10 protein-coding genes are annotated in these 12,353 nt (G+C 61.0%); 6 read left to right on the top strand and 4 right to left on the bottom strand.

Features of this window, described 5'->3' with window-relative positions; genetic code table 11:
• Positions 1-16 precede the first annotated feature (16 nt).
• The 3 genes from PMI07_RS11410 to PMI07_RS11400 all read right to left on the bottom strand — a co-directional run bounded on the left by PMI07_RS11410 (position 17) and on the right by PMI07_RS11400 (position 4,551).
• Positions 17-1,354, bottom strand: coding sequence for an MFS transporter (locus PMI07_RS11410; RefSeq protein WP_007753552.1), 1,338 nt, complete (start codon positions 1,352-1,354; stop codon positions 17-19).
• 339 nt (positions 1,355-1,693) lie between these two features.
• Entirely contained in the window at positions 1,694-3,814 is a 2,121-nt protein-coding gene (locus PMI07_RS11405; protein WP_007753551.1) for a carboxy terminal-processing peptidase, read from the bottom strand.
• A gap of 140 nt (positions 3,815-3,954) precedes the next feature.
• Positions 3,955-4,551: a PAS and helix-turn-helix domain-containing protein gene (locus PMI07_RS11400; protein ID WP_155956438.1), complete on the bottom strand. Its 597-nt coding sequence runs from the start codon at positions 4,549-4,551 to the stop codon at positions 3,955-3,957.
• An 85-nt stretch (positions 4,552-4,636) separates the two neighbouring features.
• On the opposite strand from PMI07_RS11400, the gene PMI07_RS11395 reads away from it, so the two are divergent.
• Both PMI07_RS11395 and PMI07_RS11390 read left to right on the top strand, forming a co-directional pair.
• On the top strand, positions 4,637-5,350 hold the full coding sequence (locus PMI07_RS11395; RefSeq protein WP_007753544.1) for a CoA transferase subunit A: 714 nt from the start codon (positions 4,637-4,639) through the stop codon (positions 5,348-5,350).
• Complete coding sequence (locus PMI07_RS11390) at positions 5,350-5,991, top strand: 3-oxoacid CoA-transferase subunit B (RefSeq protein ID WP_007753543.1); 642 nt, start codon at positions 5,350-5,352, stop codon at positions 5,989-5,991. Before PMI07_RS11395 ends, PMI07_RS11390 begins: the two co-directional genes overlap by 1 nt.
• Before the next feature lie 124 nt (positions 5,992-6,115).
• On the opposite strand, the gene PMI07_RS11385 is transcribed toward PMI07_RS11390, so the two are convergent.
• Positions 6,116-7,090 (bottom strand): aldo/keto reductase, encoded by a 975-nt coding sequence (locus PMI07_RS11385; protein WP_007753542.1) that lies wholly within the window; start codon positions 7,088-7,090, stop codon positions 6,116-6,118.
• Between the two features lie 181 nt (positions 7,091-7,271).
• Here PMI07_RS11385 and PMI07_RS11380 point away from each other — a divergent pair, with 181 nt between their 5' ends.
• From PMI07_RS11380 to PMI07_RS11365, 4 genes are all read left to right on the top strand, one after another.
• The gene (locus PMI07_RS11380) at positions 7,272-8,309 is read left to right on the top strand and encodes a GntR family transcriptional regulator (RefSeq protein WP_007753541.1); all 1,038 of its coding nucleotides are present in this window, start codon (positions 7,272-7,274) and stop codon (positions 8,307-8,309) included.
• Between the two features lie 45 nt (positions 8,310-8,354).
• Positions 8,355-9,890, top strand: coding sequence for an ABC transporter substrate-binding protein (locus PMI07_RS11375; protein ID WP_007753539.1), 1,536 nt, complete (start codon positions 8,355-8,357; stop codon positions 9,888-9,890).
• A gap of 95 nt (positions 9,891-9,985) precedes the next feature.
• Complete coding sequence (locus PMI07_RS11370) at positions 9,986-11,161, top strand: Xaa-Pro peptidase family protein (RefSeq protein WP_007753538.1); 1,176 nt, start codon at positions 9,986-9,988, stop codon at positions 11,159-11,161.
• Between the two features lie 10 nt (positions 11,162-11,171).
• Positions 11,172-12,344: a Xaa-Pro peptidase family protein gene (locus PMI07_RS11365; RefSeq protein WP_024163746.1), complete on the top strand. Its 1,173-nt coding sequence runs from the start codon at positions 11,172-11,174 to the stop codon at positions 12,342-12,344.
• Positions 12,345-12,353 lie beyond the last annotated feature (9 nt).

Below are 12,353 nucleotides of genomic sequence, written 5' to 3'. Positions count from 1 at the left end.
CCATTCCCCACAGCGTCTAGGACTTGGCTTCCCGCGATCTCAAGGCAACGATGCCGACCCGAATGGGCGGCCAGATGACGCCGAACGCAAGCAGGGCAGCGAGCAAACTGACCGTACCCATCGCCGGCTGCAGCGCCTCTTCGCCGCCGAACCCGTGTTTGGCCACCAGGGGCACGAGGGTCGGCCCGAGGCCAATCCCGATCAGGCCGATAAACGTCAGTGACAAGGCAATCGTCGTCGCCCGCATCTCGCTCGGGACGCTTTCCTGCATCACCACATGCCCGATGACATAACCGCCGATGGACCCGAACGCCCATATGCCAAGGGCTAGCGCAGCCTGATGCCCGGTGCCTGCAAAGAAAACCGTGGTCGCGCCCGCGACGGTCAGCAAGTAGCAACCCAACAGCAACACGATCCGCGTGGACACACCCCAGTGACGCGCAAACCAGTCGGACAGCGCCCCGCCCAAGACGGACGCGATTGCCCCGCTGACCGAGACCGAAAGGGCTAGAAGCGCACCTACTTCGAGCGCCGTCATGCCGTAGAAGCGCTGCAGCAGCGTCGGCATCCAGGCGATAAGGCCGTTGTCGCCCACGGACAGAACGCCCTTCACCAGGCAGACGCGCAAAACCGTCCCCCTATCCGCGATCAGGCGCTGGAAAACCGCCGAGAGCGGAAGCAGGCCGGATCTGCTGTGCCGCATGGGCTCGGGGATCGACAGGAGGAAGGGCAGCAAGGCAAAGCCGGGAACGGCAACCAGGATCATCAATTGCCGCCATGGCGCCAATTCGGCGATCAGAGGCGCCGACTTGAACCATCCAGCTCCGATCCAGCCCAGAATAAGCCCGCCGATCAACAGCGCGCCTCCCGCCCCGAACGTTGCCCCGAGCGAGAAAATTCCAAGCGCGGTGCCCCGCCGGCGCGGCGAGAAGAAGTCGATGATCAACGAGGATGCCGCCGGCACAAGCGCCGCCTCGCCCATCCCCACGGCCACCCGGGCGCCAAAGAAGCTCCAGAAGCCGAGGGCGAGCCCGCAGGCGACGGTGGCCATCGACCAAAGCAGGACACCGGCTGCAATCAGGTTTCGGCGATTGACGGAATCCGCCAGCCGTCCGCTTGGGAGGCCCGCAATCGCAAATATGACGGCAAATCCGGCCCCCTGAAGCAGGCTGATCTCCACGTCCGTCAGAGTGAGGTCGCCCCTGATCGGATCGACGACGAGATTGATGATCAGCCTGTCGGTATAAGAGACCAGCAAGGCGACACAAAGCACCGCCACCGCATACCAGCCGGTCACTGCGGATGGCGACGGCTCCAGGGACGAACGGATGTGGGATGTCGCCGAATTGCTCATTCCCGTTCGTCTTCCCTACCGCGAACTGCGTTTGAGACAGCCACTGATTTACCACGCCACGGATCGCCATCGCATCGCTGAAGGGCGTCATTCTGCCCGAAGGCTAGCGGAAACCCAACTGGCGCCTAGTCCTGGCACACTCGGCCACTTGCAACAAGCGCGCGCTGGGCGGACGGCTGTGGAAGCGCCAAGACATAGCAAGCCAAATCAACAAAACAGCAATATTTGCAAACTGCTCATCTCAGAACTGACTGATGGAGGCGCTCGACCTTCACCTACGCAGAATGACCTACGCCGCGGCTTCGTGGGCGGCTTATATTATTCGCCTTGAGGAGATGACTATCTGTCGTTGGCATTACCGGTTCGCTGTGTCGCGGCCTTTGACCCGCCTTCCAGCAAATCCGCCTCATCGGCAACGATCGAGGCAGCTTCGTTCTGCAAGACGTCCTTTGCGTTTTTGCGGGCATTTTCAATGGCGATATCGGCACTCAGGCTACGCTCATTGGCTTGCAGGCCATCGTCTCCGCCGCGAACCAGATCGCCGTTTGCCTGCTCGCGCGCCTTGAGACGATCTGCCAGAGCAATCCGTTCACTACGCCGTTCGGTTTCATTGAGGGAGATGACGCGTTTCTCGCGAAGGGCCTTCAGTTCGGCGGCGTCTTCGACAAAATGTTGGAAATCCGGATCGTTCCGGACCCGAGCATCGTGGCGGCTCTGCAGTTGCGGCAGCAACGCCCTCATGTCGCCCGCAGACGTATACCTTGCCGGCTTGATCTCAGTCCACGGCAACGCATTGTCATAACTACTCTCGCCGAGGGTCTTCGGGTCCGAAAGGCCCGGCAAGCTGATATCGGGCGTTACGCCTCGCAGCTGTGTCGTACCGCCGTTGACGCGGAAAAACTGCGCGATCGTCAATTTCAGCTCACCGAATTTCGGCTTGCTGTTGTGGGCGACATTGTCAAGGTTGATAACAGTCTGCACGGTGCCCTTGCCAAAACTCGGGTCGCCGACAATCACGCCCCGACCGTAATCTTGTATCGCTGCAGCAAAAATCTCGGAAGCCGACGCCGAACCGCGATTGATCAGGACACCGACCGGACCTGCCCAGACAGGTTCGGGCAGATCGTCGCTTGCTACCTCGACCTTACCTTCTGCATCGCGCTGCTGGACCACAGGGCCTTTTCCGACAAACAGGCCTGTCAAATCAATCGCCTCGGCCAAGGACCCCCCGCCGTTGTCGCGCAAGTCGATCAGGACGCCATCGACGTTTTCCCGCTTGAGTTCACCAAGAAGCTTGGCAACGTCGCGGCTGGCGCTTCTGTAGTTTCTGTCACCTTTTCGCCGCGCTTCGAAGTCCTCATAAAACGCCGGCAGGGTAACGACGCCAATTCTGCGCGTGCCACCGCTGTCCTTCACGGAGAGGATGGTCTTCCTTGCGGCCTGCTTTTCGAGGCTGATCTTGTCGCGCACCAGACTGATGAGGCGATGGCTGCCATTTTCCCCGGCGTCTGCCGGCAAGATGTCCAGGCGAACGACGGAATCCTTCGCCCCGCGTATCAATTGCACGACTTCATCAAGGCGGGTGCCCACGACTTCCTTTACCGCGCCATCATCGCCTTGACCGACACCGATAATGCGATCCCCGACCGCCAGCTTCCCGGACAATTGCGCCGGCCCACCCGGTACGAGCTCACGGATCGTCGTGTAGCCATCGCGTTCCTGCAATACCGCACCGATACCAACCAGCGAGAGCTTCATGGAAATGTCAAATTCAGCCGAAGCGGCGGCACCGAAGTAGTCGGTGTGCGGATCAACGGATGTTGTATAGGCCGCCATGAATGACTGGAAAACATCGTCACTCTTGTATTTGTAGGCCCGATCGAGGATGTTTTGATAGCGTTTGTCGAGCGTCTCGCGAATTGCCGCATCGTTTTTGCCCGCCAGTTTCAACTGCAGCCAGTCGCTCTTGACGCGCTTACGCCATAATTCATTGCTGTCCGGCTCCGATTGCGGCCAAGGTTCCTCGTCGCGCACCAGAGAGTAGTTTTCCCGCACGCTGAAATCGAAGTTCTGCTTGAGCAAGTCGCGCGCATACGTCATGCGGTCGATCACACGCTGCGCATAGACGTTAAAAATCGAAAACGGAATATCCAGGTCTTCCTGGACGATGGCGTCATCGATCTTGGCGCTGCCGGCCATGAACTTGTCGACGTCGGCTTGCTGAAAGAAAACGCGGTCCGGATCCAGAGACTTGATGAACCGGTTCATAATCTTGGCCGACAGGGAATCGTTGAGCGGAACGGGCTTATAGGCATAGCGCGTCAGCAATTGTGCACTCAAATGCGCAGCTTGCGCCTGGCTCTGTAGCGGCGACAAAACCGGCGGCGGCCCAACCTCCAGAGCATATGCCGACGAGGCAATTGCAAGGAAAATGCCGAGAAAACCGTGTTGTATGCGCATTCAGCTTTGATCCCATTTGCGATGTCGAGACTATAGTGCGGGAAGTTGGTGGAGCAAATATGGTGGTTTAGCAACCAAATGGATGCACTACATTTCTCAGCCATGGTCAAGGACAGGGAACATGCGGTTCCAATCCGCCACTATTCTTGCCGTCTATGACCTGCCGCGAACCAGGCGACCAGTTCGGCCGAATTCCGCACGCCGATCGCGCGCATAAGCCGTGCGCGGTGAGATTCGATCGTGCGCTTCGAAAGCCCGAGCTCGTCAGCGATCATCGCGTTGTTCTTCCCCTGCGCGACCAGAGTGATGATCTGGTGCTGCCGGTCGGTAAAGGTGGGACTGGCGCTTTTGATCGGCCGGTTGATGGCCTGGAAACAATAGAGCGCCTCGGCAAACGGATCGGTCGGATGATGGCTTCGGCCGTTCACCCTGCACCAGAAGCGTCCGCCATCGCCCCGCGTCATGATCCGCTCGTCGTAAAAGACCTGCCCGCCGGGCAGATGGCTGCGCCACAGATGGCCGATACGGACAAAGTCGGCGATTTTCGGATAGAGGCGCGCAAAACTCCGATCCAGGATCTCCTCCCGGCGGAGCCCGAAAAGCGTCGCAAACTCGACATTGCAATCGCGAATGATCCTATGCCGCGCATAGACCATGGGCACCGGCATCTCCGCCAGCAAGAAGCGATGGCTCTGATCCGGATCAGGAAAAGAAGTTGGTGTTTGAGAAGCAGACATGCAGTATAAATACGGCTAGCTGCTACGGCCCATCAAGCCTTACTTTCACACCATCGGCAATTTCGTAGGAGGCGGATGGGACGAGATGCAAAAGATAGTATCGAGCGCCACTGAGGCGCTGGCAGACGTATTGAAGGACGGCATGGTGATCATGTCGGGAGGCTTCGGCCTTTGCGGAATACCGGAAACCCTGATCGAGGCGGTCAAGCTTTCCGGCGTCAAGGACCTCACCGTCATTTCAAACAATGCCGGGGTGGACGGAATAGGCCTCGGCCTGCTCCTGGAAACCCGCCAGATCCGCAAGATGATCTCTTCCTATGTCGGGGAGAACAAGCTGTTCGCGCAGCAATTCCTGTCGGGGGAACTCGAACTCGAATTCAATCCGCAAGGCACGCTTGCCGAACGGATCCGCGCCGGCGGCGCGGGCATCCCCGCCTTTTTCACAAAGACTGGCGTCGGCACGATCATTTCGGAAGGCAAGGAGATACGGGAGTTCGGCGGCGAGCAGTATGTCATGGAAATGGCGCTGCTGGCGGACGTATCCCTCATCCACGCCTGGAAGGGCGATACCGAGGGCAATCTCGTCTACCGCAAGACGGCCCGCAATTTCAATCCGATGATGGCGACGGCGGGCAAGTTCACTGTCGCCGAGGTCGAACACCTCGTCGACGTCGGCCAGATCGATGCCGACCATATCCATACGCCGGGCATCTTCGTCTCGAAACTTCTCCATGTTCCCGATGCGAAGAAACATATCGAACAGCGGACCGTCAGATCCGCACAGACGGAGGCGGTGTAATGGCCTGGACACGCGATCAGATGGCCGCGCGCGCCGCGCGCGAGCTTCAGGACGGCTTCTACGTCAATCTCGGCATCGGCATTCCGACGCTGGTGGCCAACCACATTCCAGACGGGATCGATGTCGTGCTGCAGAGCGAAAACGGCATGCTGGGCATCGGCCCCTTCCCTCTCGAGAACGAAGTCGACGCCGATCTCATCAATGCCGGCAAGCAGACGGTCAGCGAATTGCCGATGACGAGCTTCTTTTCGTCGGCCGACAGTTTCGCGATGATCCGCGGCGGTCACATCGACCTGTCGATCCTCGGTGCCATGCAGGTGGCCAGCAATGGCGACCTCGCCAACTGGATGATCCCGGGCAAGATGGCCAAGGGCATGGGCGGCGCCATGGACCTCGTCGCCGGCGTCAAGCGCGTCGTCGTGCTGATGGAGCACGAGGCCAAGGGCGAGTCCAAACTTCTGCCCGAATGCGATCTTCCGCTGACGGGCAAGCGGGTCGTCGATCTCGTCATCACCGATCTCGGCGTTTTCACGATCGCAAGGACCGGCGCCCCGGAAATGGTGCTGATCGAACTGGCCGAGGGGGTCACCCTGGAAGAAATCAAGGCAAAGACCAAAGCCGAATTCAAGGTCGGTCTTTAACTGGCGAATGGGAGGATCACATCCGCGATGTGATCCTCCCAAGCCGGAGCTGATCCAGCGATAGCCTTTGTTTCGACGACGCTGAAGTGGTCGGCAATTTCACCTTTGTCGAACCTGTCCGCGGTTAGACATGGCCGGCAATCGGCTTCGGCAGATAGCCCCGCTCGAGATCCGCCACATCCTCGGCGGTGAGGCTGATGTCCAACGCCTTGACGGCATCCTCGAACTGGGCCGGCTTCGAGATTCCGACGATCGGTGCCGTCACCACCGGACGGCTCGCGACCCAGGCATAGGCGACCTGCGCCATCGGTCTATCGTGCCGCTGCGCGACTGCCTTGAGGGCGGCAATCACCGCATCGTCGGCGGCTTTGGTCCGGTCGTAGAGCGACCGAGCCGTGTTGTCTGTCTGCCCGCGGGTCGTCTCGCCATCAGCCCGACCTGCCAGCCGGCCACGGGCAAGCGGGCTCCACGGCACGACGCCGACGCCTTCGCTCAGGCAGAGCGGCAGCATTTCGCGCTCTTCTTCGCGATAGATGAGGTTGTAGTGCGGCTGCATCGAAACGAACGGCGCCCAACCATTCTGCCTCTGCATCCCGATCGCCTTCATGAACTGCCAGGCATGCATGGAGGACGCGCCGAGGTAACGGACCTTGCCGGCTCGCACCACATCGTTCAGGGCCTCCAGCGTCTCCTCCAAGGGCGTGCCGTAGTCGAAACGGTGCAACTGGTAGAGGTCGATATAGTCGGTACCGAGGCGCTTCAGGCTGCCGTCGACCGCGTCGAGGATATGTTTGCGTGACAGGCTGCGGTCGTTGATGTCGGTACTCATGGGATGGAAAAGCTTGGTGGCGATCACAAGCTTGTGGCGGGGAACAAGGTCCAGCAACACCTTGCCGGTGATCTCCTCGCTCTTGCCGAGCGAATACATGTCGGCCGTGTCGAAGAAGTTGATGCCGAGATCGACCGCCTGGCGGAGAATCTTGGCGCTGTCTTCGAAACCCAGCACCCATGGCGCCCATTCGCTCGATCCGAAAGTCATGCAGCCGAGCGCGAGACGCGAGACTTTCAGGCCAGTCCGGCCAAGATTGACATAATCCATTGATACACCTCACCATTCAAGAAGGACCGTCTGCCGCGCGGACCGCTTGGGAAAAGCTATATAATTGGAATCTTTCAAGGCATTCAATTGCCTTGCCGCCAAAATGTGCAAAATTTTATCCAGGGGATTGCCATTGGCGTAGCCCGTGTTACGGTTGGTGTATCAAACGAGTAATACACATATGTTCACCATCGACGCCTCCAGCATCGACCGCTCCCTCCCGGTTCCGGTCGGCAAGCAGCTCTACGGACTGCTGGCCTATATGCTGTCCTTTGGCGACATGCCGAAGGGCGTGAAACTGCAGTCGGTGCGCCAGCTGGCCGCCGAACTCGACATCGCGCCGATGACCGTGGCCGAAGTCTACAAGCAGCTCCGGGCCGAGGGGCTGGTGGAGATCCGGGCTGGCCTCGGGGCTTTTACCGTCTATGAGCCGAACCGGCAGATCGGTCGCGGGGCGCCGGCGAACGTGCTGAGCGCGGATATCGACAGCCTGCTCGAAAAGGCCGAACGGCTCGGGATTTCGCCGGTCACGCTCGCCTCGATGGTCCAGGCCCAGGCGCGGCTCAGGAAACCGCGGGTTCATCTGAACATCGTCTTCGTCGGCATCTTCGAGGCGCCGGCGCGCGATTATGTCGAGCAGATCCGCCCGACGCTTGCGGCGAATGACGTGATCAGCCTGGTCACCGCCGATCAGGTACGCGACAGCGCCGAAGTCCGCGAGCAGTGCCGCAATGCCGACCTCGTGCTCACCTTCGTGCATCGCGAGGTGGAGATCCGCGGTTTTGTGCCGGAGGCCAATATCCTGGCGATCCGCTTCATCCCGTCGGAGCGGACCCGGCAGTCGCTCGCACTTCTCGATCCGCGCACCCGGGTCGCCGCCGTCACCCAACTCAAGGACTACATCGCCATCATGCGCCCGAGCGTGCGCGAGTTCGCACCGCATATTTCCGACATTACGGTCGCATGGTCCTATGCCGACGATCTCGCCGACATCATCGCCCGTTGTGATGTCGTCATCTTCGCCTCCGGCGCCGACCACGTCGCCGATCTCGCCGGACCGAACAAGCGCTGCTTCGAGTACCGCCATTCGCCCGATCCCGGCGTGCTCGAGAACCTTCTTGCACCGGCACTTGCCGAACTGCGCCACAACAAGATCACGGACGGCGAAGCGCCGGCCAGGGTTTCCGAACTCGCATCGCGGAGGACCAAGACCCGCTGATACGAGCAACGCTTTGAATGAACCAAACCAATAAGGGGAACAGACATGAGCAAAGCACTATCGATCACAGCCGCGTTCCTGCTTGCAGGACTTTCCTTCACCGCCCTTTCGTCCGCGCAGGCCGCCACCGTCACCATCGGGACAGACGTCGATGCCGGCACGCTGGACCCGCGCCTTTCGCGCGACACGACCGCTTACCGCGTGATCGACCTCATCTATTCCGGGCTGATCCACACGACACCGAGCCTGGAAGCGAAACCGGATCTCGCCGAAAGCTGGGAAACGCCCAATCCGACGACCTGGATCTTCAAGCTCCGCCCGAACCTGAAATTCTCGGACGGCAGCCCGCTGACGGCCGCCGACGTCGTCTTCACCTTCAGCTCGATCCTGAACAAGGATTTCAACGCGCCGATGCGGGCGCTTTATACGCCGATTTCGGCCGTGGAGGCGGTCGATCCCCAGACGGTGAAATTCACGCTTTCCGCACCTTATGCACCGCTGCTCAGCTATCTCGACATCGGCATCGTTTCAAAGGCGCTGGTCGAAGGCGGCACGGACATCGCGCTGAAGCCGGTCGGCGCAGGCCCGATGAAATTCGCCTCCTGGACACGCGGCAGCGCCATCCAGCTCGAGCCCAATCCGAATTACTGGGGCGAGAAGCCGAAGGTGGACAAGGTCACCATCAAGATCATCGGTGACGGCTCGGCCCGCGCCCAGGCCTTCGAAGCCGGCGACCTCGACATTATCCAGTCGCCGCTGGCACCGCAGGACATCAAGCGCCTGCAGGCGGACAAGCGCTTCGGCGCCGTCGTTCAGCCGGGCCTCGGCGTGACTTACATCAACTTCAACACCAAGGATCCGCTGCTCTCTAGCCCGAAGATGCGGCAGGCCTTCTCGATGCTGATCGACCAGAAGACAATCGTCAACGACATCTATCAGGGTGTCGACGCAGTGGCTTCCTCGATCGTCCTGCCCTCGTCCTGGGCCTATTCGAAGGACATCAAGCAGCCGGGCTTCGACGTCGAGGGTGCCAAGAAGCTCTTCAAGGAAGAAGGCTGGGCGGACACCAATGGCGACGGTATCCTCGACAAGGGCGGCAAGCCGCTGAGTATCGTTCTGTCCACTCATAGCGAAGACAGCAACCGCGTTCAGACGGTCGAATTCATGCAGGCGAATTTCCAGGCCGCGGGCGTCGATGCCAAGACGCAGATCAGCGACTGGCCCTCCTTCTCCACCAATTACGTGCAGAAGAGCCAGCACCAGATCGCGCTGCTCGGCTGGCTGAACATCGTCGATCCCGACCGTCTCCTGTTCGCCCAGCTGACCACCGGCGGCTCGACCAACTGGGGCGGATATTCCAATCCGGCAGTCGATGATCTCCTGAAGCAGGGCCGTTCGGCAACCACCCAGGCGGATCGCACCGCAGCCTACCGGAAGGCCGCAACGCTGCTGGCGAGCGACCTGCCCTATTACATCGTCTCCTACCAGGGCTACCAGCTCTTCTACTCGAAGAAACTGCCCTTCGAGGTGCAGGCGACCTCGCGCGGCAACATGCGCGGCATGATCGGCCTCAAGGACTGATGTTCAGATCGCGGGCCCGCCAATCCAGTATTGGAGGCCGGCCCGCGCGCCATGACCGAAATTGCAGTTCCCATATCGTGTTCCAGGGTGACCCGATGGCTTTCTCACAGCGTCTCGGCGCGGACTTCTATGCGAAAATTCAGGCCGACATCCGCAAACGGATGGAGGCGGCCGGCATCGATCTGCTGCTTCTCGATTCCAACGACGACGTCATCTACACGACGGGCTTTTCGCATTATACGACAGAGCGGCCGGTCGTCGTGGCGATCACGGCGACGGAGGCTTTCCTGCTGCTTCCGGAGCTGGAGCGTACCCACGCGGCACACCAGCACATAGCCGCAGAGGCGATCGTCTATTTCGAGTTTCCAGGGATCGACCCGTGGCACGCGGTGCTTGGCCGGAAGTTTGCCGGGTTCAGGGGAACGGTCGCCTATGGCCACGCGATCTCGCTTGCCCGGGTAAAACCCATCGAAAGCGCCTTTCCGAATGCGGAACGGGTGATCCCGAGCAATATCGTCCAACAGATGCGGCTCCGGAAACATCCGGAAGAAATCGCCCTGCACCGCGAGGCCGCGCGCCTGTCCGACCGGATGGTCGAGGTCGGCGTCGAGCTGATCCGCGAGGCGATGCGGAAGGGCGGCCCGTTGCCGAGCGAGGTCGAGATCGAATCCTACGTTTCGCGCCACGCCATGCGCACCATGCACGAGGAGCATGAGGACGTCCTGCTGGTGCAGGGACTGGCGAGCGGGCTCGTCTATTCCGGCGCCCGCTCCGCCTTCCCCCACGGCATGCCGACCGGCAATCCGGTGAAGATCGGCGAAAGCATCATCCTGTCGCTCGGCTGTCGGGTTGGCGCTCGCGCTTCGGAAAGCGAACGCACCTTCTTCATCGGCGAACCGTCGAAGCTGCAACGGGAGCATTATGCCGTCGCCTACGAGGCGCAGCGCATGGCGACTGCGGCACTGATCGCCGGGCATACCTGTGCTTCCGCCGACAACCTGGCGCTCGCCTATATCCGCGACAGCGGCATGAGCAAATACCTGCTCCATCGCGTCGGCCATGGCATGGGCATCATGTTCCATGAGCCACCCTGGGTGGAAGGCGGCGACCAGACGATCCTGGAGCCCGGCATGATCACCTCCAGCGAGCCGGCGATCTTCGTGCCGGGCTTTGCTGGCTACCGCATCGCCGATACCGTGCTGATTACGGCCGAAGGGCCGGACAGCATGACGCTCTATCCCCGCAAGCTCGAAGACGTCATCATCGCCTGAGGTTCGGAAAATGGGTTTCAGCCAGCGTCTAGCACCGGAATTCTACCAGCGGCTCCATCGCGATATCCGTGCCCGCATGGAGGAAAAGGGCGTGGGCCTGCTGATCCTCGATGCTGCTGACGACGTACTCTACACGACGGGCTTTTCATTCCGACCGAACGAGCGGCCGGTAGCGCTGGCTTTGACCGCAACGGATGCGATCCTGCTGATCCCCGAACTGGAGCGCGAGCACGCCGACCGTCAGGACGTGGCGGCCGAAACCCTCGTCTATTTCGAATTTCCGGGTGTAGACCGGGCCTTTTCGCTGCTCGCGCGTTCGATCGGCGAAATCACAGGCGATATCGCCCATTCCCACGGGCTTTCGGTGGGACGGGCGGCGGAGCTCGCCGGCCTCTTTCCGAACAACCGCGTTATGCCGACGGATATCGTCGCCAGGATGCGGCAGGTGAAATATCCCGAGGAGCTGCGGCTGCATCGCGAGGCGGCGCGCATATCCGACGCCATGGTCCAGGCGGGCGTCGATCTCGTCACCGAAGCCTTCCGGGCCGGCAAGCCGTTGCCGAGCGAGATAGTGCTGGAGGCGCATGTGGTGCGTGATGCGCTCGACATCATGGAAAACGAGCACGAGGACATCATGAATGTCCCGACGCTGGCGGGTGGGTTGGTTTATGGCGGACCGAACTCGGCCTATCCGCACGGCATCATTTCTCACCGCCGCATCCAGCCGGGCGAGAGCTTTATCTTGTCGTTGGGTTGCCGGGTCGGCGGCCGCTCGGCGGAAAGCGAGCGCACGTTCGTGCTCGGCGAACCCGGCAAGGATCACGAGAAATATTACGCCATCGCCCAGGAAGCGCAGCGGCTGGGCACGGCAGGCCTCGTCGCCGGCCGCACCTGCGCCTCTGCCGATATCACCGCGCTTACCTATATCCGCGAACAGGGGATGGGTCCTTATCTCAAGCACCGCGTCGGCCACGGCATGGGCGTTGCCTTCCACGAACCGCCCTGGGTCGAGGCCGGCGACCAGACTATTCTCCGGGAAGGGATGATCTGTTCGAGCGAGCCTGCGCTCTACGTGCCCGAGGTTGGCGGTTTTCGCCTCGCCGACACGGTTCTCGTCACCGGGCAAGGTCCGGATTCACTCACGAAATTCCCGCGCCGCTTCGAGGAGATCGTGCTGTCATGACCCTCGCTC

Source organism: Rhizobium sp. CF080 (assembly GCF_000282095.2).
Lineage (GTDB): Bacteria > Pseudomonadota > Alphaproteobacteria > Rhizobiales > Rhizobiaceae > Neorhizobium.
The sequence above is the reverse complement of the archived record's forward strand: the minus strand, read 5'-3'. Positions and strand labels throughout refer to the sequence as shown.

Bases quoted from the DNA above. Each gene is read 5' to 3' on its own strand.
- PMI07_RS11410 (WP_007753552.1), bottom strand. From the start codon at position 1,354: ATGAGCAATTCGGCGACATCCCACATCCGTTCGTCCCTGGAGCCGTCG.
- PMI07_RS11405 (WP_007753551.1), bottom strand. From the start codon at position 3,814: ATGCGCATACAACACGGTTTTCTCGGCATTTTCCTTGCAATTGCCTCG.
- PMI07_RS11400 (WP_155956438.1), bottom strand. From the start codon at position 4,551: ATGTCTGCTTCTCAAACACCAACTTCTTTTCCTGATCCGGATCAGAGC.
- PMI07_RS11395 (WP_007753544.1), top strand. From the start codon at position 4,637: ATGCAAAAGATAGTATCGAGCGCCACTGAGGCGCTGGCAGACGTATTG.
- PMI07_RS11390 (WP_007753543.1), top strand. From the start codon at position 5,350: ATGGCCTGGACACGCGATCAGATGGCCGCGCGCGCCGCGCGCGAGCTT.
- PMI07_RS11385 (WP_007753542.1), bottom strand. From the start codon at position 7,090: ATGGATTATGTCAATCTTGGCCGGACTGGCCTGAAAGTCTCGCGTCTC.
- PMI07_RS11380 (WP_007753541.1), top strand. From the start codon at position 7,272: ATGTTCACCATCGACGCCTCCAGCATCGACCGCTCCCTCCCGGTTCCG.
- PMI07_RS11375 (WP_007753539.1), top strand. From the start codon at position 8,355: ATGAGCAAAGCACTATCGATCACAGCCGCGTTCCTGCTTGCAGGACTT.
- PMI07_RS11370 (WP_007753538.1), top strand. From the start codon at position 9,986: ATGGCTTTCTCACAGCGTCTCGGCGCGGACTTCTATGCGAAAATTCAG.
- PMI07_RS11365 (WP_024163746.1), top strand. From the start codon at position 11,172: ATGGGTTTCAGCCAGCGTCTAGCACCGGAATTCTACCAGCGGCTCCAT.